The 25,326-nt window shown below is 38.0% G+C and carries 19 protein-coding genes; 8 read left to right on the forward strand and 11 right to left on the reverse strand.

Features of this window, described 5'->3' with window-relative positions; genetic code table 11:
- Nucleotides 1–28: 28 nt before the first annotated feature.
- The gene (locus tag FG382_RS06220; RefSeq protein WP_142538040.1) at nt 29–1,069 is read right to left on the reverse strand and encodes an NAD(P)/FAD-dependent oxidoreductase; all 1,041 of its coding nucleotides are present in this window, start codon (nt 1,067–1,069) and stop codon (nt 29–31) included.
- Between the two features lie 117 nt (nt 1,070–1,186).
- Between FG382_RS06220 and FG382_RS06225 the strand changes: the two genes are divergently transcribed.
- From FG382_RS06225 to FG382_RS06240, 4 genes are all read left to right on the forward strand, one after another.
- Nucleotides 1,187–1,978 (forward strand): ABC transporter ATP-binding protein, encoded by a 792-nt coding sequence (locus tag FG382_RS06225; protein WP_142538041.1) that lies wholly within the window; start codon nt 1,187–1,189, stop codon nt 1,976–1,978.
- 4 nt (nt 1,979–1,982) lie between these two features.
- Entirely contained in the window at nt 1,983–2,912 is a 930-nt protein-coding gene (locus tag FG382_RS06230; RefSeq protein ID WP_142538042.1) for an iron-hydroxamate ABC transporter substrate-binding protein, read from the forward strand.
- A 63-nt stretch (nt 2,913–2,975) separates the two neighbouring features.
- Nucleotides 2,976–3,974 (forward strand): FecCD family ABC transporter permease, encoded by a 999-nt coding sequence (locus FG382_RS06235; protein ID WP_142538043.1) that lies wholly within the window; start codon nt 2,976–2,978, stop codon nt 3,972–3,974.
- Nucleotides 3,971–4,978 (forward strand): FecCD family ABC transporter permease, encoded by a 1,008-nt coding sequence (locus tag FG382_RS06240; protein WP_142538044.1) that lies wholly within the window; start codon nt 3,971–3,973, stop codon nt 4,976–4,978. Before FG382_RS06235 ends, FG382_RS06240 begins: the two co-directional genes overlap by 4 nt.
- A gap of 734 nt (nt 4,979–5,712) precedes the next feature.
- Here FG382_RS06240 and FG382_RS06245 read toward each other — a convergent pair.
- Entirely contained in the window at nt 5,713–6,432 is a 720-nt protein-coding gene (locus tag FG382_RS06245; RefSeq protein ID WP_142538045.1) for a glycerophosphodiester phosphodiesterase, read from the reverse strand.
- A 463-nt stretch (nt 6,433–6,895) separates the two neighbouring features.
- Here FG382_RS06245 and FG382_RS06250 point away from each other — a divergent pair, with 463 nt between their 5' ends.
- Nucleotides 6,896–8,083: a GTP-binding protein gene (locus FG382_RS06250; protein ID WP_142538229.1), complete on the forward strand. Its 1,188-nt coding sequence runs from the start codon at nt 6,896–6,898 to the stop codon at nt 8,081–8,083.
- Nucleotides 8,084–8,113: 30 nt separating this feature from the next.
- Here FG382_RS06250 and FG382_RS06255 read toward each other — a convergent pair whose 3' ends face one another.
- The 4 genes from FG382_RS06255 to FG382_RS06270 all read right to left on the reverse strand — a co-directional run bounded on the left by FG382_RS06255 (nt 8,114) and on the right by FG382_RS06270 (nt 13,533).
- Nucleotides 8,114–8,968 carry a GNAT family N-acetyltransferase gene (locus FG382_RS06255; RefSeq protein ID WP_142538046.1) on the reverse strand — a complete coding sequence of 285 codons (855 nt, stop codon included), beginning with the start codon at nt 8,966–8,968 and terminating at the stop codon, nt 8,114–8,116.
- Nucleotides 8,969–8,978: 10 nt separating this feature from the next.
- The gene (locus tag FG382_RS06260; RefSeq protein WP_142538047.1) at nt 8,979–10,799 is read right to left on the reverse strand and encodes an ABC transporter ATP-binding protein; all 1,821 of its coding nucleotides are present in this window, start codon (nt 10,797–10,799) and stop codon (nt 8,979–8,981) included.
- On the reverse strand, nt 10,783–12,519 hold the full coding sequence (locus FG382_RS06265; protein WP_142538048.1) for an ABC transporter ATP-binding protein: 1,737 nt from the start codon (nt 12,517–12,519) through the stop codon (nt 10,783–10,785). The genes FG382_RS06260 and FG382_RS06265 overlap by 17 nt, the downstream gene beginning before the upstream one ends.
- A 93-nt stretch (nt 12,520–12,612) precedes the next feature.
- Entirely contained in the window at nt 12,613–13,533 is a 921-nt protein-coding gene (locus FG382_RS06270; RefSeq protein WP_142538049.1) for a DMT family transporter, read from the reverse strand.
- A gap of 353 nt (nt 13,534–13,886) precedes the next feature.
- On the opposite strand from FG382_RS06270, the gene FG382_RS06275 reads away from it, so the two are divergent.
- Entirely contained in the window at nt 13,887–15,902 is a 2,016-nt protein-coding gene (locus FG382_RS06275) for an EAL domain-containing protein (RefSeq protein WP_142538050.1), read from the forward strand.
- Nucleotides 15,903–16,109: 207 nt separating this feature from the next.
- Here FG382_RS06275 and FG382_RS06280 read toward each other — a convergent pair whose 3' ends face one another.
- Nucleotides 16,110–16,559, reverse strand: coding sequence for a threonine/serine exporter family protein (locus tag FG382_RS06280; RefSeq protein WP_142538051.1), 450 nt, complete (start codon nt 16,557–16,559; stop codon nt 16,110–16,112).
- 12 nt (nt 16,560–16,571) lie between these two features.
- On the reverse strand, nt 16,572–17,315 hold the full coding sequence (locus FG382_RS06285) for a threonine/serine exporter family protein (protein WP_142538052.1): 744 nt from the start codon (nt 17,313–17,315) through the stop codon (nt 16,572–16,574).
- Nucleotides 17,316–17,465: 150 nt separating this feature from the next.
- Between FG382_RS06285 and FG382_RS06290 the strand changes: the two genes are divergently transcribed.
- Nucleotides 17,466–18,923 (forward strand): polysaccharide deacetylase family protein, encoded by a 1,458-nt coding sequence (locus tag FG382_RS06290; protein ID WP_142538053.1) that lies wholly within the window; start codon nt 17,466–17,468, stop codon nt 18,921–18,923.
- A gap of 541 nt (nt 18,924–19,464) precedes the next feature.
- Here the strand turns inward: FG382_RS06290 and FG382_RS06305 are convergent.
- Entirely contained in the window at nt 19,465–21,354 is a 1,890-nt protein-coding gene (locus FG382_RS06305; RefSeq protein ID WP_142538056.1) for a beta-propeller domain-containing protein, read from the reverse strand.
- 178 nt (nt 21,355–21,532) lie between these two features.
- Between FG382_RS06305 and FG382_RS06310 the strand changes: the two genes are divergently transcribed.
- Nucleotides 21,533–22,855, forward strand: a complete 1,323-nt coding sequence (locus FG382_RS06310; RefSeq protein WP_142538057.1) for a short-chain fatty acid transporter — start codon at nt 21,533–21,535, stop codon at nt 22,853–22,855.
- Between the two features lie 104 nt (nt 22,856–22,959).
- Here FG382_RS06310 and FG382_RS06315 read toward each other — a convergent pair whose 3' ends face one another.
- Both FG382_RS06315 and FG382_RS06320 read right to left on the reverse strand, forming a co-directional pair.
- Nucleotides 22,960–24,153 (reverse strand): acyl-CoA dehydrogenase family protein, encoded by a 1,194-nt coding sequence (locus FG382_RS06315; protein WP_142538058.1) that lies wholly within the window; start codon nt 24,151–24,153, stop codon nt 22,960–22,962.
- A complete protein-coding gene (locus FG382_RS06320) occupies nt 24,150–25,313 on the reverse strand; it encodes a saccharopine dehydrogenase family protein (RefSeq protein WP_142538059.1) in 1,164 nt (387 codons plus the stop codon). Before FG382_RS06320 ends, FG382_RS06315 begins: the two co-directional genes overlap by 4 nt.
- Nucleotides 25,314–25,326: the final 13 nt, after the last annotated feature.

Consider the following 25,326-nt stretch of genomic DNA (forward strand, 5'->3'; position numbering starts at 1 on the left):
AACTTTTTCTTTTTATTCTCGCGAAGATCTAAACGAGCTGCTTGATCAACTTTTTATTTTTTTCTTTAAAAATATCATTATGAGAAGAGACCATTGCCACTTTAGTCGCATCTGGTTGTAGGAATTGTTTCACTCTGTTTACTGCATTTGCTGCATCCTGGAAAGTTCCTGCTATTAGATGTAATTTTCCCGGATGTGCCAATATATCACCTGCTGCATAAATACCTTCCACAGATGATTCGCTCATACTAGAACCGTCCACATAGAAGTCTTCTACCATTGCAATATCTACATCACTATTTTTGAGAAGTTCCGCTTCTCTTTCATATCCATGATTAATAATCACTTCATCGATTTCTAAGAAGGTTACTTCTCCCGTTTCATGATTTGTTAAAGCCACCTTTTCAACTACATCATGACTTTGGGAGGCGATTAGTTTGGAAATGGAGGTATTGAAAAAGACTGTCGCAGAGCTTGATAATAATTGACTTACTTGTGCCTCATGACCATTTAAAGCATCTCTTCGATAGGTCACATAAACCTTCTTTGCAATTGGCTCTAGCTCATTTGCCCAATCCACGGCTGAGTTTCCTCCACCAGAAATTACAACTGTCTTATCTTTAAATCGTTGAATTGATTTTACGGTGTAATTTAAATTGCTTACTTCGAATCGCTCTGCTCCTTCGATATCTAACTTTAAAGGATTAAGGATTCCCCCGCCAACAGCTAAAATTATAGTTTTAGAATAATGCATTTGACCGGAAGCCGTTTTTAAACAAAAAATTTGTTGGTCGTCTCTAGTGATAGACTCCACTTTCTCATTTAAAACAACTTCGGGATCAAAAGTAAGGCCTTGCTGTACTAATTGCTCGATTAATCGTTCTCCTTGAATTGGAGGCTGCCCTCCTACATCCCAAATCATTTTCTCCGGATAGACATGTATTTTTCCACCTAAATAAGGTTGAAACTCGATAATTTTTGTTTTCAATTCTCGAAGCCCACTATAGAAAGCAGAATATAGTCCAGCTGGACCTCCACCAATGATTGTCACATCAAATATATCATTCATTTTTTAGTCTCCTAAAATTTATTGTTGACATTATGCCTTAATTTACATATAGTTGCTATTGTGATAATGATAATCGTTATCACTGATAAATGCAAGATTAAGTTTGGAGGTTTCGACATGGTCCGTCTTTACACAGATGATTTATCTATTGGCTACGGCGAGCGTTTAATTGTAAAAGATCTGTCTGTACAAATTCCAGATCAACAAATTACAACCATCATTGGACCTAACGGCTGTGGAAAATCTACCCTTTTAAAAGCTATTACACGAATCATCTCTCATCAGTCTGGCTCGATTGTATTAGATGGAAAAAGTGTGACAAAAGAAAATACAAAACAACTCGCAAAAAAAATGGCAATTTTACCGCAAACACCTGAAAGTGCCGCGGGTCTCACAGTAGGAGAGCTTGTTTCCTATGGCAGATTCCCCTACCAAACTGGGTTTGGCCGACTTACGACAAAAGATTACGAAGTGATCGATTGGGCGCTTCAAGTTACTGGAACACTAGATTTTAAATATTTTCCAGTTGATGCATTATCGGGTGGACAGCGCCAACGTGTTTGGATTGCCATGGCACTAGCCCAAGAAACAGAAATCATTTTTTTAGATGAGCCAACTACCTATTTAGATATGGCACATCAACTAGAAGTTCTGGAGCTTTTACAAAAACTCAACAAAGAAGAAAAACGTACCATTGTGATGGTTTTACATGATCTCAATCAAGCAGCACGCTTTGCAGACAATATTATCGCCTTAAAAGCTGGGCAAATTGTAAAAGCAGGTAGCTGTGAAGAGGTTATATCAAAAGAGGTACTGCGCGACGTTTTCCAAATAGATGCAGAAATTGGAGTGGATCCAAGAACAAAAAAACCTATGTGTATTACATACAATTTACTTAAGGGAGAATAACATGATGAAAAAATTCTTATTGCCATTATTGTTTTTATTCGTACTAGCTTTAACTGCTTGCAATAACGAAACAACTGAAACAAAAACAAGTACTTCATCTGACGATGGAAAAGAAGAGTCCTCTACTATTACCTACCAATCAGAAGAAGGTCCGATTGAAGTACCAGCTGATCCTAAACGTGTAGTGGTTCTTGCTTATGCTGGTCACGTTGCCGCGCTTGATGTAAATGTAGTTGGTGTGGATCCTTGGTCTAAACAAAACCCACGATATGATAAGTATTTCAAAGATGTAGAAGAAGTATCAGAGGAAAACTTAGAGAAAATCATTGAATTAGATCCGGATTTAATTATCGGATATTCTACAGTACAAAATTTAGATAAATTAAAAGAAATTGCACCAACTGTAACCTTTACTTACGGGAAAGTAGATTACTTAACACAAGAAGTAGAGATTGGTAAACTACTAAATAAAGAAAAAGAAGCACAAGATTGGGTCGATGACTTTAAAAAACGTGCGAAATCTACTGGCGAAGAAATCAAAGCTGCTATCGGTGAAGATGCTACAGTATCAGTAATTGAAAACTTTGATAAACAATTATATGTATACGGCAATAACTGGGGTCGTGGAACAGAGATTCTTTATCAAGAGATGGGCTTAAAAATGCCTAAAAAAGTAGAAGAATCAGCTTTAGAGCCTGGATACTATGCTTTATCTTTAGAAGTACTTCCTGAATTTGCAGGAGATTATGTGATTTTAAGTAAATCAACAACTGCAGACAATTCATTCCAAAATACAGATACTTATAAAAATATACCCGCCGTAAAAAATAATCGAGTGTTTGAAGCACCAATGGAAGAGTTTTATTTTAATGATCCAATTACATTAGATTATCAGCTTGAATTTTTCCAAGAACACTTTTTAAACAGCAAATAATAGTCGTGGAGGAATTCTGGTCTAGAATTCCTCCACTCTTTATTGATAGAAAGGAAACGAACGATGAAATCTTCTATTCGTTTTAGCATAAAGTTCATAATCGGGTTATTGTTACTTTTCGCTATATTTATTATTGCAATGATTTTCGGAGCAGCCGAAACTTCCCTACAAGATGTGTGGAATGCTTTATTTTCTAATTTGAAAAATGATCAGATAAATATACTTCGTGAAATTCGTTTTCCTAGAGAAATAGGAGCAGTAGTTGTAGGTGCTGCACTCGCTGTTTCAGGAGCTATAATGCAAGGAATTACAAGAAATCCTCTTGCGGATCCTGGACTACTAGGGCTTACCTCAGGAGCGAATGCTGCACTCGCGGTAACACTCGCTTTTTTTCCTATGGTAAATTATTTTGGAATCACAATTGCCTGCTTTATTGGAGCTGCAATAGGTGCCATTATGGTATTTAGTATCGGAGCGATGAAAAAAGGAGGGTTCTCTCCCCTTCGTATCGTGCTTGCTGGTGCTGCCGTTTCCGCTTTTTTATATGCTATCGCAGATGGAGTCGGTATTTATTTCAAAATATCGAAAAACGTAAATATGTGGACAGCAGGAGGGCTTATCGGCACAAATTGGAGCCAGTTGTCTATTATTATTCCTTTTGTATGTATAGGAACTTTAATCGCTCTCTTACTTTCTCGACAACTTACTATTTTGAGTTTAAATGAAGAAGTTGCCGTAGGATTGGGCCAGAAAACAACGCTCATCAAAACCATTTTATTTATTGTCATCATCCTACTCGCAGGGGCATCCGTTGCACTTGTAGGGAATATGGCGTTTATCGGATTAATGGTTCCTCATATTGTTCGAGCTATTGTTGGAACTGATTATCGCGCGATCATTCCCATGTCGGTCATAGCTGGTGCTATTCTTATGCTAGTTGCAGACACACTTGGAAGAACGATTAACATTCCTTTTGAGACACCAGTTGCAGCGATTATTGCGATCATGGGACTGCCTTTCTTTCTTCTTGTTGTTCGTAAAGGAGGAGGTGCATTCCAATGATTCCAAAAAGAGTTATCAAAAAACAACGAGTTTTTGTTGTAATTTTATCCGTTTTAATACTGACAACCGCTATTATTAGTGCTGGTATCGGTTACTCTTCTTTATCATTTGATCGTTTGATACCTACACTATTTGGACAGGGTACATTCAAAGAAGAGTTTGTGTTATTTTCCATTCGTTTACCCCGCATTATTATTACATTACTTGCAGGAATGGCACTAGCTTTGTCAGGTGCGATTTTACAAGGGATTACACGTAATGATTTGGCGGATCCAGGTATTATTGGTATAAATTCCGGAGCAGGAGTAGCAATTTCTTTGTTCTTCTTATATTCTCCTATCGAACCTGGTTCGTTTGTATATATGCTTCCTTTTATGGCATTTATCGGGGCTTTACTTACAGCATTTTTTATTTACATACTGTCCTACAATCGAAAAGCAGGGTTACAGCCTGTTCGATTAGTACTTGTAGGTATAGGATTTTCAATGGCTTTATCTGGATTAATGATTGTCATTATTTCATCAACTGAACGTGAAAAAGTTGATTTTATCTCTAAGTGGCTAGCCGGTAATATTTGGGGGTCTGATTGGCCATTCATCTTAGCATTACTTCCATGGCTAGTTGTTTTAATCCCATTCACTTTATATAAAGCGAATAAGTTAAATATACTTGGCTTAAGCCAACCAGTGGCGATTGGTGTTGGGATGTCCCTTGAAAAAGAGCGAATCGTTCTCTTACTCGCTGCGGTTGCACTTGCAGCTTCCGCTGTTTCAGTTACAGGAGGGATTGCCTTTATCGGATTGATGGCCCCTCATATTGCAAAGGCAATAGTCGGTCCCAGACACCAATTATTTGTCCCTGTTGCGATTTTAATCGGCGGTTGGCTATTACTATTTGCAGATACAATTGGTCGAAATGTAGTAGAGCCAAACGGGATTCCTGCTGGAATAATGGTTGCTCTAATTGGCGCACCATATTTTATGTATCTGTTGTTAAAAAAATAAACAATCGCGCTAAAGCACCTTTCTCGATTCCATTTAGCAAGAGGAACAATAAATGTAATAACACACATAATAGAGAAAGTGCGATGTAGTGTGTTGACTAGTGACCGCTGTGATTTTCGTTACAAGATGGACGCTTTCCGCCGGGTGAGCGATGAGCCAGCACCGACGCTTCGCTTACGTTGTGCAGTCTCATCTGCACACTCATCCGGCAGGAGTCGCCATCCTTTCACGAAAATCAATGTAGCGGCATGTTTAAAACCATCATTTTTTTCATAAAATATAACTTTTCCATTAGCTAGGAAGAGAACTTCCAATCAATTGATCTAAAGTACTAAATGGTAGGTAGCATTTTGCTAACTAGTTATCATTTAGAAATACAACTTTATATCCTCTCTCTTACTAGTCGACAAGGTCTAGTGGATGGTAGCGAAAGGGTGGCGACTCCAGCGGGAATAGCACGTGCTGAAAGCCCCGCAGGAGCGTGAGCGACGAGGAGATTGAAGCCGTGCCCGCGGAAAGCGTCCACCCTGTAGCGGAATCCCAACAGACATTTAATAGCTCTGTCTTACGACGCATTATCCCTATATTAAGTAATCTAAAAAATTCCATACCTTATGTAATCCAAAAAAATTATTCACACTTCTAAGTTTTTTATAGTCCTCTATGCAATAAGAAAAGGATGTCTCCTTCGTCAGTCGAATTTCGATTAAGGGGACATCCTTTAAATATTCTATTTATTCTTTTAAATAGTCGCTCAATTTTTGCGGATAATCTGTAAAAATGGCATGCACTCCTACAACTTGAAGTATTTTAGCATACTCCTCTTCATTTACAGTAAAAACACGTAGCTGTTTTCCACTTGCGATAATCTCTTTTCCCATTTTCCGCAATGCAGTTGGAAAAAAGGCATGGAATGCATCTGCTCCTACTTTTAGTGCGTATTCCATTGGAGCAACCATCACTTCCATAAATAAAATAGCCGTTTCGATATGTGGGGCTAGTTTTTTTACCTGTTGAATCATTTCATGGTTGAATGACGAAATAACGACCCTGTCATCCAGTCGATACTGTTTTAACATCTCTATTACTTTCTGTTCCATCCCTTCATAAGGAAAAACATCTGATTTCAATTCAATATTTATATGGTGATGTGTGTCTTTAAACACATATAATACTTCCCTTAGCGTAGGTACTTTTTCTCCTTTGAAGTTCGTGGAAAACCATGCACCATAATCGTAAGCTTGCAATTCTTGAAGTGTCATATCCTTTATGAAACCTTTTCCATTTGAAGTGCGATCGATCGATTCATCATGTATGACAACAAGTTCCCCGTCTTTCGTCATATGTACATCGAACTCTACTCCGTCTATTGGTAAACTTGCCGCCGCTTTAAAAGCGACTATCGTATTTTCGGGATATGTCCCTGAGCAACCTCTATGCGCATAAATTTTCATAAAAATAGCCTCCTTTTAGTATCGTTCTAGCACCTACGCTTTTCTAGTTCATTATACTTTTTTCCAAACGGAAAACGCCATCTCTTCGTAAGAGATGACGTAAGTCTATTTACTTCCTAGGCGGAAGTGGGATGTATTTATATCGCGGGGGTCTAGCTTTTTTCATAATGAACCACTGCAAGCTCGTATGTACTTTCTTTCTAATAGAACTAAATTGTAAAGTATTCAACCGTTTGTTCGAAACTTTCATCGTCACATTGCGTTCATTCAAACCCAATAAGTATCTCTCCTTTTCGATTGAACGATCTCTTCACCATTCATCCTATAGAAAGTTTATGTAGTGCATATTGAAATTATGTTAGGAGATTGTAAAAGGTTGTCTATTTTCCTCTTGCATTCTGCTTTTTCATCGTTTATTATTTAAATCGTAACCATTACGATTTAAAAGGAGAGTAAAATGACTATACAAACACAAATTCCAGTTACTGTGTTAAGCGGATATCTAGGGGCAGGAAAAACAACAGTACTCAACCATTTACTTGCCAATAAAGACGGAAAGAAGATTGCCGTCATTGTAAATGATATGAGCGAAATTAATATCGACTCCCAGCTCATCCAAGATGGTGGGTTTTCTAGAACAGAAGAAAAGCTTGTTGAACTAACAAACGGGTGTATTTGCTGCACGCTAAGAGAAGATTTAATGATCGAAGTAGAACAGCTAGCTAAGCAGGGAGATATTGATTACATTGTGATCGAATCCACCGGCATTTCTGAACCAATTCCAGTGGCACAAACCTTTACATATATCGATGATGAAGTGGGAATTGACTTATCTAAATTTTGCAAGTTAGATGCCATGATAACGGTAATAGACGCATTTCGTTTTTGGAAAGATTATGAAAGTGGAGAAACATTACTAGAGAGAAAACAAACAGACGATGAATACGATCAAAGAGATGTATCCGATTTATTAATCGATCAAATTGAATTTGCTGATATTTTACTTGTATCGAAAATAGATTTAGTCACTCCTGCTTATCTAGATGCTTTCCAAGCATTCTTGCGAAAAATGAATCCAGATGCAGAAATCCATACAATTGCAAATGGTGTTATCGATACTTCTGTCTTATTGGATCGTCATTTATTTGATTTTGAAAAGGCTTCTAGTGGAGCTGGCTGGATCAAAGAATTGAATGAAGAACATATTCCGGAAACGGAGGAATACGGAATTAGCTCATTTGTTTATAAAAGAAAACGACCGTTTCATCCAAAAAGATGGGAGCAATGGTTAAACAGCTTCCCACAAGAAATTGTTCGCTCAAAGGGCTTCTTCTGGTTAGCTTCTAGAAATAATATGGCTGGTTTAATATCTCAAGCTGGTGCCTCTCTTCAATTTCAAGGAGCTGGATACTGGATTGCAACACTTCCAAAAGCACAGCAACAACAGATTTTTGAGGAGGATTATACCGTTTCAAGTAGATGGGATGATGAACACGGTGACCGTCAAACGGAAATTGTTATTATCGGACTGGATATGGATAAGGAAGAAATAGAAATAGCATTAGATGCTTGCTTGCTGACAGATGAAGAGATGCATGAGGATTGGTCATTATTAGAAGACACACTCCCACCATTTGTTAGTGCTAATTGAGTTAATTTTAAAAAGGATGGCCCAATTGGGTCATCCTTTTTTATAGTAATGTGTATGACGAATTGTTTCAAAACCTGCTTTTTGATAGACAGTTAATGCTTTTTCATTATCTATTTCTACATCTAAATAAATGCTAGCTTTCCCCGCATGTTTCGCTTCGTTTTTCGCCCATTCTAGAATGGCAGTAGCGACACCTTTTCCACTTGCTTGCTCATGTACTCCAAGTCCAGTAATCCATATTTTGTCCTGATCCCAAACGATGGCAAAAGTACCTACAACTTTGTTTTTTAATGTTGCAATGAAAAGCTCTCGATTAGGTGTTTGTGTATTAAATGCTATAAGATTACTCGCTTCTTCCAGTGTATCATCAAACGCACTAATTAAGACTTCCATAACTTCCGACTCTTCCGAAGTGTATGGCATGATATTAACTTCACTTTGCATATCTGTTTCTACTGCCGTTGCCACCATTGTTCTTTCCGTAAAGTCATATATATAGTCGATTTTCTTCAACCATTCCTGTGCTTCTTGCGAATCCTCCGGTACCAAGGCCAGATCAAATGTTGCTCCGCGAAGCGCTAAGTTTCTATCTAACTCTGCTACAAGACCTGTTCCAATTCCTTCTCTACGCATAGAAGGTGAAACAACGGTACTCCACTCAAAGTCCCCTGTTTCCAGTCGATCTATAGAAGTTAAAACACCAACTAATTTATCTGACTCATCGTCATAAGCAAGTACACAAAAGCCTTTTGTATGAGAATCCGTTAACTCCTCCACACTTAATAGTGACGCATAATTTACTGTATCTTCTTGCAGTAGCTCCTTTAGTTCTTGCATCGTATCGCTATCTAAAGGAATAGATACGGTCATGATAAAAATATCCATAAAACTCTCCTTAAATCCTCGTATTTGTTAACATACGATAATATCGTCCTTGTTTTTGAAGCAACTCTTCTTGCGGGCCTGCTTCTACTAACTTTCCATTTTCCATTACAAATATAAGATCGGCTTTACGCACTGTATTTAAACGATGCGCAATAACGAAGCTTGTTCTGCCTGCCATTAGACGTTCAAGTGCTTCCTGTATTTTCAGTTCAGTAACCGTATCAATACTGGAGGTCGCTTCGTCTAATAGTAGAATTGCAGGATCTGCAACTAGTGCTCTTGCAATGGATAATAATTGCTTTTGTCCTTGGCTAATCTCTCCACCGTCTGCCGATAAAATCGTATCATATCCATTAGGTAACTTCGTAATAAATTCATGCGCATTTGCTTCTTTTGCTGCTTTTATAACTTCCTCATCTGTTGCATTTAATTTGCCGTACCGGATATTTTCCATAACAGTCATTTCAAAAAGAAATGGATCTTGAAGTACAAATGCCGTTTGGCTTCGAAGCGTATGTCTCGGCAGACTATCCAGCTTAATACCATCGATTAATATCCTTCCTCCGTTCACTTCATAAAAACGAGCGAGCAGCTGCATGATGGTCGTTTTCCCTGCACCAGTAGCTCCTACTAAAGCTGCTGTCTTTCCAGCTTCTACATGAAAAGAAACATCCTCAATCGTAGGTTTTTCATCATTTTTATCATACCAAAACGTAACGTCCTCGAAGATTACATTTCCTTTTAGTTTATAATCTTGATGATCCTTTGCTACATCTAATTCTTCTGGTTCATCAATAATTGCAAATACACGCTCCGCTCCCGCGATTGCTGATAACACAGTGTTAAACTGATTCGCTAAATCATTTAAAGGACGCGTAAACTGACGGGCATATTCGGTGAAAATAACGATTTCTCCTATGGTTATATGCCCATAAAAGGCAAGTATTCCCCCGGCTGCTGCTACAAGCGTAAAACTTATATTATTTAACAAGTTCATCACTTTGGGGATAAACCCTGAATAAGTAAGGGCCCAAAACCCAGTTCTTTTTAAACGCTCACTTTTCTCTGCAAAGTCCTCTAACATGCGCTTTTCTTGAGAGAATGCTTTAACAATTCGCTGGCCAGAAACAGTCTCTTCAATCATTCCATTTAATTCCCCGAGCGCTTTTTGCTGTTCTTTGAATAATTTGGAGGTTCTTCTTGTGATCCAGCGCATTGAAAAAAACATAACAGGTACAATGATCAATGTGATGACAGTCATCAATGGACTTAAAAGAAGCATAACAACTGTCGTTCCAACTAAAGTTAAGATACTTGAAAATACTTGTATGAAAGATGAATTTAACGTTTGACTGACATTTTCAATATCATTCGTCACCCGACTCATCAATTCCCCGTGCTGTCGTTTATCAAAAAATGAGACAGGTAGCTTTTGTAAATGATCAAACAAGCCTGTTCTTAATCGATAAATCGTTTGTTGAGCAATACCAATCATCCAGTAGCTTTGCAAGTACATCGTAACGGAAAGAAATACATAGACAACTATTAGTAATGCAATCATATTCGCAAGTCCTGCAAAAACACTTTTAGCAATGTATTCGTCGATAATAACACCGATTAAATATGGTCCAAACAAAGCTAAAGCCGAACTAGCTATTACCAATAAAAGGACAATGACCAACAAGAAACGCTGCTCATCAACAAGCTTCCACAGTCTACTTAGCACACCTTTCCAATCAGATGCTTTCTCCACTTTTTTCTTATGGTCATTCTTTAAATCTTCCTTGGTCACAATAGGTTCATACCCAAAAGGTTTACGAATGAAGTTCATCAGGTTCTCCCCCTTCCTGTTGCGATTCTGCAATTTCTCTATATAAAGAGGAGCTTTCCATCAGCTGTTCATGTGTACCGTATGCAGAAACTTCTCCTTCTTCTAACAAAAGAATATGATCTGCCCCTTTGGCTGTTCTTATCTTTTGCGTAATGACAAGCATCGTAGCATTTTCTTTTTCTAAAGCTTCCCATAGTGCATTTTCCGTAGAGATATCCAGTGCACTTGTACTATCATCTAATAATAAAATTTCTGGTTTTCGCACTAATGCACGTGCAATAGACAATCTTTGTTTCTGTCCCCCGGATAAATTGACTCCTTTTTGCCCAACCCTCGTATCATATTGATGTGGAAATTGTTCAATAGACTGATGAATTTGCGCTTGTATCGCTGCCTCTTTTAGCGATTCCTCCGTAGCAGTAGAATCTCCCCAGCCTAAATTATCTTCAATACTTCCTGTAAACAGAATGGATTGCTGTGGAACAAGCCCAATCGCTTGTCTTAGCTCTTTGAGTGGCCACTCTTTTACTTCTACACCGTCAATCCATATTTCTCCTTCCGTCGCATCAAAGAACCGAGGTATTAAGTTTAATAGCGTCGATTTCCCCGAACCGGTAGCTCCCATAATCGCTAGCTTTTCACCGGATTTCACAGAAAAGGAAACATCCTTTAGCACCGGTGTATCGGTAGATGGATAATGAAAAGAAACGTGCTGAAACTCTATTTCGCCTTCTTTAGGAATGAAGTCTATAGGAGCTGTACTTATTTCTTCGGTTCCTTCTTCTACAACCAAAACCTCTTCCATCCGTTCGGCAGATGCTTTTGCTCTAGAGAAAAATATAATAATGAAAGAGAACATCGAAAATGCACCTGTCATACGCATTGCATAGTTGACAATTGCTACAAGATCCCCCATTTGCGTAGTTCCTGTTTGTATTTCTTTTGCACCAAACCAAAGTACAGCCATTAAACTCACATTCATAACAAACAAAAGAACAGGTAAAATGAGCTCCATTATACGGAATGCTTTCACATTATCTATTTTTAATGTGTCTGCAACGGATGCAAAACGAGTCGATTCGTAATGACCACGTAAGTACGCTTTAATGAGTCGAACCGCTTGCAAATTTTCCTGCATTTTACGTGTCACCTGGTCTACACTTTTTTGCACTTTCCCAAAAAGCTTTAGCCCTTTTCTACTCATAAAATAAAGGAAAAGAATTAAAATAGGTGCTCCCATTACTAAAAACATAGCTAGATAAGCATGAACAAAAAAAGACATAATAATGCTTCCAATTACTAAGAGTGGCGCTCGCAGCATTATACGAAGACCCATGAATATTACGTTTTGCGTTATCGTCACATCGTTCGTTAACCGCGTGATTAAGCTTGCCGAAGGAAACTTTATAAAAGTAGCCATTGTAAAAGATTGCACTTTCTTAAATAGTGCCTGACGAATATCATACCCATAGCTTTGTACTACATGGGAAGCTATAAATGTATTGGTGATCCCTGCTAAAAAAGCAATAGCTGAGATTCCAAGCATTATCATACCCCAAAAAATAATCGTCTCTTGGTCACCTGCCAATATTCCGTCATCAATAATGGTTGCTATTAACAAAGGCTGCACAAGCTCGACAGAAAGTTCGACTAACATGAGTAATAACGCAATAATTACAAGCCACTTATATGGCGATAAATAAGAAAAAATCGTCTTCACAAATCAACACCCCTGATCCTTCGTCACCCGAATTATTTCTATATACAAACTATTATGCCATAACACAGTACTTACATATAGAAAAAGATGGCTTCAATTAGCCATCTTTTCTTTTCGTTTCCATTTAATTTCGCCTGCAATTGAAAGCCATGTGACAAATACGATCATTACGACCACCCCCACATATTGCCAAGCTCCAAAAACTTGTCCTAACCAAATAACCGAAATAACCATAGCGGTTAATGGTTCCATACTAGATAGAATACTAGTTTCTATAGGAGATATATACTTCATACTTGTTAAGAAGAGTATAAAAGCGATTGTTCCTACAAGAATAATAATAAAACTCATTAAGTTGATCGGGTAATTTGTAAGTTCTCCCCATTCATCGGAACGCCAAATTTGCGAAATCAGCGCTAACACTACGCCTCCTATTAGCATTCCCCAGCCAACGATGATAAGGACTCCCCATTCTTTCATAAGCCTTGCAGGGTAAACTGTATAAATAGCAAATGCAACACCGATTGCCAATCCCCAAATAAGCGCTTCATTACTGATCAATAACTGATCCACTTTAGCATTTGTCAGTAAAAAAAACAATCCAATAAGCGTTCCGATAATGCCAATGATTTGATATCTTGGAGGAAACATCTTGCTCTTCCACGATACAAATATCACAATATAAATTGGCCCCAAAAATTGCAATAATGTTGCAATAGAAGCATTACTTGCCTCAATCGCCGCAACAAATGTGTACTGAACTCCGAGCATTCCAAAAATACCAAAAATGATCAATTGCTTTAACCAGCTTTGCTCTTTCCATATAGAGAAAATAGGTTTTCCTATTATTTTTAAATATGCTAATAAACCAACTCCTGCAATAATTAAGCGTACTGTTAGGAAAAAGGAGACAGACAGGGCACTATTTTTAAATACCCACTCCATCATCGGACCGGTCGCTCCCCACAACATTGAACCAAAAACAATTAAAACTATTCCTTTCCATCGTCCCATTTTCACACTTCCTCCTTTCTCCCCTTATATTTACCCACTACTTTATACCCTAAAATTTTTTATCAATGAATAAATCGCTCTATTTTAATGACTAATTTATGTATATTTTATATAATGAATATAAAGTGAAACTTCCATCAGTGGGGTTTTCCGACGCACAGGACGTGCTAGTGCGGACGTTGCGACATGGACGTCGCGCTTTTAGTCCGCTTTCCCCCACTGATTGTTAGTTGAACCAATCGGGCGCATGCCAGCAGTTGATCTCCCACTTATCTTTTCGCTTTTCTTACATCTTGAAATGGGAGTCTTACTGCCCGTTAATGCGGGATAAATTATTTAAAGGGGCCGTTAATATGTATCTTAAAGATGAATTATTAGATTTAAGTAACTCTGTTTTTAGTCATTTGCCTTTCCCAACCTTTATGACAAATAAGGACGGCCATATTATTTGGTGGAGCAAGGAAGCTGAAAAGCAATACCGATATCGTTTGGAAGATGTACAAGGTCCAAGAGCACCATTATTCAATGAGCATACTTACGGGCACCTAGCTGCAAATTGGGAATCGATCCTACATCACGATGAGCCAATTCGCTTCAGTCCAGTCGTTCTTTACTCAAAAGATAGAATCCCAATGAAAACGTCTATTGTCGCAAAATCGATTCTTCTGAACGATGACTATTATGTTTTCTTTCAAATTGAATCTAATACCATACAAGATACAGAATCCTCTTCTTTTTCAGAGTTGCAATTATTAAAAAAGGGTTTATCCAAATCATTTATGGTTGCTTATTTAGACAAAGAAGGTTTAATCCTACACGCTAATGAACTATTTTTAAAAAGAAGCAATTGGACACCAAAAAGAATTGTAGGAAAGACTTTTTGGCAGCTTTTCCCTAATTCCTCCCATCATATTGCCATTGCCGATAAAATTATCAATACATTACAAAAAGGTCAAGTTTTCCACGGTACAGTTGAAAAAATAACAAAAGACGGCGTTAGCTATTGGGTTAATATGATCGCACTCCCAATTACTGATACGGAAAATCATACACTATACCATTTGTTATTGGAAGAAGAAATTACAGAAAAGAAATTAATACAATCGCGCCTTGAACAAATAGCCTATGTAGATACGGAAACTGGTTTAATGAGTAGACATCGTTTAGAAGAAATGGTAAATGAACACATTCAAAATGACAAATACTTCTCCTTTGTTTTCCTTAGTATCGATCAATTTTATACATTAAAAGAAATATTCAATGATCAAACAGAATCTCAATTATTAAATGAGTTTACTAAAAGATTGAAAATCTACTTCGAAGAATCCATTATTGCTAGAGCTGGTCGAGATGAATTTGCTGTCATTACAACTTTAGGGGAGTGGTACGTACAAGGATTTATCCAGTATTTAAAGCAAAACCCGATTTATCTAGACAATAAAGTTGTTCCTATTACAGTCAGCGGAGCCATTACTAGATACCCTGAAGATCAACAAACCTATTTGCATTTATTGAAGGCTACGGATACGAAAATCCAGCAAGTGAAATTAGAAGGTGGTGGTATGATTGCGAACCTTTCTCCATCTGACCATCACAAGCTGACTCGTCGTGCGCAAATAGAAAAACGGTTATTAGAAGCTTTAAATCAGCATGATTTGCATGTGCTCTATTTACCACAAAAAGATGTATTAACCAATCAAATTACAGCGGTAGAAGCACTCGTCCGTTGGGATGATGATGTACTTGGAATTGTTTCTCCGGAAGAGTTAATACCTATCGCAGAGGAAACTGGATTAATAAATAAAATTGGTTCTTTTATGCTGGAAAAGGTTTGTGAACAAGCAGCTATATGGCAGCAAAAAGGGATACCGATAAAAGTAAGCTTTAACTCATCTATTCGAGAATTTCGCGATAAAAACATGGTGAAAACCATTCGGAATATGCTAGAAAAGTACAACTGCTCTCCGAAGCTATTACAAATCGAATTTACAGAAAAGTTTGCACTCGAGGCAGAAGCCGAAAAATCGATAATTGGACAAATGCAGGCACTTCAACAAGATGGGGTTGTTTTTGTGTTAGATGATTTCGGTACTGGGTATGCTTCCCTTAGGTATTTGCAGCTTCTTCCGATAAGCAAATTAAAAATTGATAAATCGTTTGTGAGCTCTATTATGCAGCAAGAAAGATTGCAAAAGCTCGTACAAGGTTTAATCCAATTTGGACAATCTTTAAATGTGGATGTTGTTGCGGAAGGTGTAGAAACGGAAGAACAATATGCTTTATTAAAACAAATGGGCTGCGATGCCGTTCAAGGATACTATATAAGCCGACCAATCCCAGCCGAAGAAGTGGAAGCACTCTTAAGATAAAATGAACCAGTTACTTTATGTATAGTGCTTAAGGAACGCTTTCAACTGAATGAATTCTACACTATTAACGAGACTTTTAATACGAAAGGGATGCGACAAAGTCGCATCCCTTTCGTATTGTTTTCGGTAATCCTGTGGGAGTCATTTGTCTTGCTCACTTCGTAAGCACAAATAAATAAAGCGCTAAAGCTTTCGGAAAGAAAATAGTTAATCGACTGATTTTAGTCTTCCTATTACTTTCATCGACAATTGCGTGATAATCTCTGCAAAAACTAACCCCATCGCTATAGAGCCTGAAATGATAAGGGCTACTGATGCATATTCCATTGCTACTGTATAGTTCTTCTCAATTACGTTTCGCATGGCATTATACGCAGATCCACCTGGAACTAATGGAATGATACCTGCTACACTGAAAATGATCATAGGCATTTTAAATTTCTTGGCCATTAAATGTGCCACAAAAGCAACTGTAAATGCCCCAGCGAAGGAAGACTTTGCAGGGTCATTACTTAAATCGTCTATATAAGAATATACAAGCCAGCCCGTCATACCTACGACACCACAATAGAAAAGTAATTTTCTCGGTGCATTAAATATAATCCCAAATCCAGCGGCTGCTGCAAAGCTTAAAATCCCTTGCAACCAATAGGCCATAGCAATTCCTCCTCAAAATGACAATCCTAATGCAACCCCTGCACCAATGGCAAAAGCTGTAAGAAAAGCTTCTGCTCCTTTGGATACACCGGACACAAAATGACCAGCCATTAAATCTCGTACAGCATTTGTTATGAGTAATCCCGGAACCAGCGGCATGACAGAACCAATAATAATTCGATCCACGTCAATCCCTAATCCCCATGTCACCGAAAAAATTGCGATTAAACAAATACATAATGCCGCCAAAAACTCCGCAAAAAACTTTACCCGCGTTTTCATTTCTAACAGCGTTGAAATAGAAAATCCAATACCCCCGGCTATAAGTGCGGTTGGTACATCCTTGAATGTCCCGCCGTATAACAAAAGAAATGAGGCAGATGCAATGGATGCTGCCCCTATTTGTATCCACAAGGGAAGTGTCTTATGTTCGTTTTCAATACTGACTAACTCCGAGTAAGCTTCTTGCAGTGTAATATCCTTATTAACTAATTTTCGTGAGACATTGTTTACGAGCGCGATTCTTTCTAAATCGGTTGATCGATTGCTAATCCTTACTAATCTAGTTGGAAGGCTATTACTACCTGAAAAAATGATACCAGTTGGTGTAACAAAACTTTGTGATTGCGTTAGATGTTGCGAAATTGCCATCCGATCCATTGTATCTTCTGCACGGTACGTCTCTGCTCCACTTTCCATCATTAAACGACCTGCTAGTAAACAGCATTCTACAGCTAATTCAAAGTCTTGTGTCATTTCAGAACACCTTCCTTTCTAAAGCGAAACTTAACTACGATAATCTTATCGAACGTTGAAAATAAAAACAATGAAAACTAAAACTTTCTTACCTTTTCATCCGTCTAATTTTATATAATAGATAAGTACTAGAAAAGGAGAATCATCATCATGTCCGCCCATTCAAGATCAAAAAAAAGAGGACGTTGGATTGATATTACATTTATCATTATTATTCTTACATTAAGTAGTTTAATGGTTTTTCTTCTGATGCTTCCCAATCCTGCAAAAAAAGAAAAAGAAGTAGTGTCTGCTAGCCCTCCAACTATACCAAAGGAACAAATTAACGAAAGTGATTCGGTTTATCCAGGGATTCGCATTATTACGGAAATGTCAAATGACGAAAAAACTCCGTATGCCATTCAATTTCCACAAAGCAATGTTCCCGAATTCAACGACACAGTGAGAGCTTATACAAATCAGCTAAAAGCATCTTATTTAAATCAGAAAGAAGACTTAACTGATTCGAATATACATCCTAGTGGTGAATTGAATATTTCATTTGAGGTTTTTCAGCATACCACAGGATACTATTCGTTTGTGATTCATTCATACATGAATATAGGTGGAGAAAGCCGCTTAACCGAAACAAAAATTTTCCGTATACATAATCAATCCGGTCACATGCTCACAATAAATGATTTGCTCGCTAACAATAAAAAAGCACTTGTAAAGCTCGCTACAAAAGTAAGAGAATCCATATTAGCTGATGAACAATTGATTCCCCACTTAATGCAAGAGCAATTTAAAGAGAAAACCATGCCTACTTGGGAAAACTACTCTAATTTTTCTCTAAAGAAAGATTCCATCGAATTTTATTATGATGACCATGTAATTACAACCCGATCGACAGTTGTTTCTATTCCACTAGAGGATTTGAATGATATCATCGCCGACAGCTTTAAACTTCCGGAGGCGGCTATTCAACCACCACCTACAGTATCAGAAAAGATAGATGAAAAACCTGCAGAGGACACACGACAAGAAGAAACGGAAGTCTCCCCATCCGCAAAAGTAGTCGCTCTCACATTTGATGATGGACCGAACCCAGAGTCAACTACATTAATACTTAAAACACTAAAGAAGTATAATGCAAAAGCTACATTTTTTATGCTTGGAAGTCGTGTTTCTTTCTATCCGGAAATTGTAAAAGAAATGAAGGAAGCAGGACATGAGTTAGGTAATCATACATGGAATCACATAGACTTAACTAAAGCTTCAGCTGAAAAAATTACTTTAGAGATTAATAATACAAGTGACGCAATAGAACAAGCATCAGGCAGCAAACCAACTGTCTTCCGCCCACCGTACGGAGCTGTAAATAATACTGTTCGCACTCAAACTTCCCTTCCCGTCGTTTTATGGAATGTGGATACACTTGATTGGAAATATCGCGACGCTAACCGTTTACTCGAGCATGTGAAGGGCCATGTAAAAGAAGGCTCTACTATTTTAATGCATGATATACATATGTCTACAGCACAAGGACTAGATGCTGTGCTTGCCTACTTGCAAGGGGAAGGATATTCATTTGTCACTGTATCCGAGCTTAATAATTCCGCCAATTGAAGACTACTCATAAACAAGGATAGTTCACAATATAGAGAAACTGCGACGTAAATAGATACGGCAAAGGCAATTGATTTCCGCTCCAGGCGGACGCTTACAGCGGGGCGGGCGGTGAGCCTCCTCGTCGCACGCTCCTGCGGGGTCTCACCTGTCCCGCTGATCCCGCAGGTGTCGCCGCCTTGCGCTTCAATCAATAGAACCTACTAATAATCACTATAAAGTAAGTGTCATTCAATTAATCATAGGTTTTTCCTATAGAAAAACAATATAGTACTGATTTAGTGCATCATTTCGTAGTAATTTGCAGACTCTACTGGATTGTAGCGAAAGGGTGGCGACTCCAGCCGGAATAGCTTGAGCTGAAGACCCTGGACTGAGCGTAGCGAAGGAAGCGGCTGAAGCCAAGCCGGCGGAAAGCGTCCACCCTGTAGTGGAAATCCCAGTGGACTCTTCATTCAACTCACTACCGCGCAGTTTTCCTATATCACGCTACATGCAAAAGACTCCAAAAGCATCGTTACGCTTTTAGAGTCTTTTAATATTAATAAGACATTTTACTCAACTGTTTAAAGGAGTTTAAATTGTAGCTTTTGATTTCTTTCATTGCAATGGTGTATAAAGAGTCTTCCACATAGATTATTCGCTGGATACTTGTTTCCCAGTTTTCGTATTGCTGTTTTGGATTTTCTGGGTTTAATAAATCTCCTTTTAAAACAATTCCGTTTTCAGGTGTAATTTCATAGATCAATGCACCGTCTTGCTTAAACTCTGCATACTCTTTTCCTTTCCCATAGATGGAGATAGGAAATCCATATAACCCTTTTTCTTTGTGCTCAAACAATGCATGGTGATCATATTGAACCGGAGAATATGTTCCTTGGTCTCCAATTATTTCTGTGTCCAGTTCTTTTGGTTTTGCAAAATCACTTACATCAAAAAGGGAAATTTTCATCCCTCCTGTCATAATAACTGGTTGCTTACCACCCGATTGGTTATCTACTATTGTTTCATAGCCGAATCCAATTAAATGATTTTCATCTAACGGATGTAAATAATTACTAAAGCCTGGGATCTTTAGTTCCCCTAATACTTTTGGGTCGGTTGGTTTTGCTACATCAATAACGAACAATGGATCGGTTTCTTTAAACGTGACCATATATGCTTTATCTCCCATAAATCTTGCAGAATAGATTCGTTCGTCTTTTGCTAGCCCTGTTAACGAGCCTACTGTTTTCATCTTATCGTCGAGTATAAATAAATTATTTTCAGATACTTTATTTTCACCCCAACTATTTCCTTTTGTCGTTACTGCACGGAAATAACCGTTATGCTCATCCATCGAAAACTGATTTAATATCGTACCTGTTAAACGATTGGACGCTACGAATTTTACGGAAGTTTTGTCTAATGCAAACTTAAATACTTCGGTATCCATTTCCCCAGGATTCCAAATCATTTTTTTAGCATTAATATTGTTTTGCTCATAAATAGTAGAAGTTAAGTATAGGTTATCTTTTGACATGTACAATTGTTCACTGCCTCCAAGATACCCTTTCGTTTTTACCTCATTTTCTGCCGGTTTAGAAACATTAATCGCCGAAATAATACTGTAATTCCCTTCCAAAGAGCTTGGAAGAATTGCAATACTGTCATAGCTCATTGGTTTTGCTTCCTTATCGGATTTGGAATCATAAGTGAACGGGCGTAACTCTGCATCTGCATTTTCTTCCATTATCCAGAACTTCGGGTAAATAGTAGTGACATAATATAATGTGTTATTGGTTAGTCGTGCACCATTCATATATCCTTCTGTTGCAATTTCCCTCATGAGTTTTGGTTTTGCAGGATTGGCAATATCATAGAAGTATACAGTTGTCATGGAATCCATTGGCATCATAACACTATTCATCTTTTGTGTACTTTCTGCATCTAGCGTACGAAGGACATTTTTCTGACCGATAACCATTAATGTTTGATTTGAAAGTAATAACTGTGTTGGATAAAAATCATTTTTAAAAGAGATAGTTGTTTCTTCTTTCATTTGTTTTGGATCTTTTACATTTGCGATGACCACATTATTTTCACTTAATGAAAATACATGCGTGCCATTTGTCTTTACTGTATCCCCCTCATCTACACCTTCTACTTGGTTATTCGTAGTAGAATAACCTCCCGACTTACTACCTGAGGTATCTTTGGCTTCCATCGTATTTGTGCTTTCTTCTGTTGCCAATGCCATGTTATTTTGTTGTTTTTGAAGCTCTTTTACCTTTTCAAAATAAGCTTTTAATTGTTCTTTTGATTGGACAGTTTGAATTTCATCACTTGCTTTAAATGATTGTGCACTTATCTCTATTTTAGAAAAATAAAATGCACCTGTCATACCAATTATTAAAGCGAAAGCAACGATAGAAATCAGCCATTTTTTCATTTTAATCTCCCTTTCTTATTTTTTTCGTTAACCCATTAGACTGAAATTCCGTCTTTTAGTTACACCAAATTCAAAATTATTTAATTTGCCGAATTATTATAAATTTAATAGAGTATTAGCCATTATTCAGCTATCATATAGTGTGAAGGGGATGTACAAATAACAAAGGGGAGTAGTTGTGAAGACACTTACACGATTTTCAAACGCATTAATGGAAAGGTATTTACCTGATCCATATATTTTTGTGGCAATATTAACATTGCTAGTATTTTTACTTGGAGTAACACTAACGGATTCCACACCGCTCGAAATGGCCACTTATTGGGGGGATGGTTTTTGGGGTTTACTTTCTTTCACTATGCAAATGGTTGTCGTATTATTAGCAGGACATGTTTTAGCTAGTAGTCCAGTCTTTAAAAAATTGCTTAGCGCTATGGCAAGTACAGCAAAGTCACCTGGTTCTGCTATTATTCTTGTAACTGTCATTTCTTTAATCGGGTGCTGGATTAACTGGGGCTTCGGTTTAGTCATTGGTGCTTTGTTCGCAAAAGAGATTGCACGCAAAGTGAAAAATGTAGATTATCGATTACTTATCGCAAGCGCTTATTCAGGATTTATCATTTGGCATGGCGGTTTAGCAGGCTCTGTTCCACTTTCCATCGCTACAGAGGGGCATCCTTTCGCAGACAAAATGGGAGTCATCCCAACTACGGAAACATTATTTTCTACATATAACTTAGTGATAGTTATTGCACTTTTCATATCGGTTCCTTTATTAAATAGATGGATGATGCCTAGAAAAGAAGATACTTTCGCAATTGATCCTTCCTTACTAGAAGAAGAGGCGGAGGTTGACCAAGAAGTAGGTACAGAAAAGAAAACACCAGCCTCACGATTAGAAGGTAGCTATGTTTTGACTTTCTTAATTGGTTTACTGGGAGTTGTATACCTTATCCAACATTTCATAACTAAAGGCTTTGACTTAAACTTAAATATTGTCAATCTTATATTTATTACTCTCGGTATTATTTGTCACGGAACGCCTAAGCGTTTTCTAGTTGCAGTTAAAAATGCAGCAAAAACTGTTGGAGATATTGTTATTCAATTTCCGTTTTATGCAGGTATTATGGGGATGATGGTTACTTCTGGACTGGCAGGAGTTGTTTCGGAGGTATTCATTAGTATTTCCAATGAACATACTTTCTATTTGTTCTCCTTCTATGCAGCTGGTATAGTAAACTTCTTTGTTCCTTCTGGGGGTGGGCAATGGGCTGTCCAAGCTCCTATTATGTTAGATGCTGCATCTGCCTTAGATTTAAGCTATGCTAAGACCGCTATGGCGATCGCTTGGGGTGATGCGTGGACGAATATGATTCAACCATTCTGGGCACTTCCAGCTTTAGCTATTGCTGGTCTTCGTGCAAAAGACATTATGGGCTTCTGTGTGTTTGTCCTAATATTGAGTGGAATAGTTATTAGTATTGGACTTTACTTTTTTTAACTTTATTTAGCAGATTTTTAGATGTTAAATGGATATTAAAAATTACATCCCCTTCTATAAATGCGAAAAAGGTTTTCTTGAATTTCTCAAGAAAACCTTTTTCACTATTCTTCAAATGGCCATTTAGGTAGCATATGGGAGAGCGTCTTGTCTTCCCTATATCCAAGTACATATTCCGCTTGCATAATCGTGTGGATTTCTCTTGTCCCTTCGTAAATAACAGGAGCTTTCGAATTACGCAAATATCTCGCCACCGGATATTCATCTGAATAGCCATATGCACCGTGAATTTGCACTGCATCGTCCGCTGCTTTGTTGGCAAAATCACATGCTTGCCATTTTGCAAGAGACGTTTCCCTTGTGTTTCGAACCCCTTTATTTTTCATTTCTCCCACTCGGTACACAAGTAAACGACTCATTTGAAGACCAGCTTCCATTTTAGCAATCATTTGCTGGACAAGCTGATGCTTGCCTATTTCTTTGCCAAAGGTTTCGCGCTCATGACAGTACTTCACACTTGCTTCTAGGCACGCAAGAGAAAGTCCGACTGCTCCAGCTGCAACAGTGAACCTGCCATTATCAAGAGCGGACATTGCAATTTTAAAGCCTTCTCCTTCTTTGCCTAGCAAATTTTCTTTTGGTACACGCATTTGATCAAAAAATAATTCTCCTGTGTTACCAGATTTGATGCCGTATTTCCCTTTAATAGCTTTCGACGAAAATCCAGCCATCGTACGTTCTACGATAAATGCACTTATTCCATGATGCTTTTTCGGTTTGTCTGTATAAGCGAATACAATGAAATTATCTGCTGAATCGCAGAGGGAGATCCATGTTTTTTGCCCATTTATAATATAATCATCACCGTCAAGTACTGCGACTGTTGACATTGCCGCAACATCCGAGCCTGCTCCCGGCTCCGTTAATCCGAAAGCTCCTATTTTTTCTCCTTTTGCTTGAGGAGTTAAATATTTTTGCTTTTGTTGCTCCGTTCCCCACTGCATAAGGGTCATCGAGTTTAAGCCGGTATGCACGGATACAGCAGTACGAAACGCAGTGTCCCCCCGCTCTAGCTCCTCACATACGATTGCAAGTGAGTTATAATCCATTCCGCTTCCGCCATATTTTTCAGGAACACATACCCCCATCAATCCAAGATCTGCTAAACGTTTCCAGATACTTTTATCAAAAGCACCTTGTTCTTCCCATTTGGCTATATAAGGAATTATTTCTTGATCTACAAATTGTCTAACTGTTTTACGAAGCAGTTGCTGTTCCTCTTGGAATTCAAAGTTCATACACGTTCACCTCTTAACACCGTTTCCTCAATATTCACATCCCGAGCGGCCATTTCTCTTATATATAATTCCCCGGGTACGATTAGTTCAGGAGGATAGACACCTCGTTTTGTAATGACGTTATTTCCAATCATTTGGGCAACTACAGAAATTGTGTTTGCCGTCGCCCTAGCCATTGCGGTTGTCCCAGATACGCAATCTTTTTTCGTTGCCAATTCATACGTATACGTAACATTGTCTCCGTTTTCTATACCTGTAACGATAACCCTTAGTAACACTACATCCTCTTTATCTCCTAGGAGTAACTGCGGCGTTAATACTTCTTTTAAAACATCGCGTACCTTCACCATATTGCCTTTCACATTGGCAACCGTGTTTTTATTCGTTAACCCTAAGTCTACTAGCAGCTTAAATTTCTCTGCATGCCCTTTATAACGAATCGTTTTATACTCCAAAGTATCAACGCTCGGAAAAGATTTGCTCAATGTAGATGTACCACCAGCTGTATGAAAAGCTTCTAACTCTCCGAAATTTTTAAAGAAAATGGGTTCAATTTCTGAAAGGGATTCTACCTCTTGAAGTTTTCCATTACGCACTACATGAGAACGATCTGTATAATGGTCGAATACTCCTTCCAGTGAAAAGACAATATTATATCCAAAAATTCCTTCTGGCTCTGCTGGAATTCCACCGACATATAGATGAATTCCCTCTACCTGATCCATTTTGCTTGCTCCGTAACCAGTTAGAATATTTATCATGCCAGGTGCTACTCCTAAATCAGGAATAAGGGTAACCCCTTTTTCTTGTGCCGCTTGATGAAGTGAAAGTACTGCATCCGTAGCTCCGCCTATATGACCACCTAAATCGATCGAATGTACACCAACCTCTACTGCAAGCCTTGCTACTTTTTCATTGAATGTATAAAAAAGTGCGTTGATGACAACGTCCGCCTTTTTCATAACTTGTCGTAAATTCTCATCATCATTTGCATCTAATCTACATACTTCAATCTTTGAATTTTGGAGTTTTTCTTTAAACATATTTGCTTGTCCGACGTCTAAATCACATAATAATACTTTTTCCACATTAGGACTTTTCACTAAATCACGTGCTGCTTCTTTTCCCATTAATCCTGCACCTAATATAGCAACCTTCATGCTAGTACCCCCT

The organism is Psychrobacillus lasiicapitis (genome assembly GCF_006861795.1).
GTDB classification, from domain to species: Bacteria; Bacillota; Bacilli; order Bacillales_A; family Planococcaceae; genus Psychrobacillus; species Psychrobacillus lasiicapitis.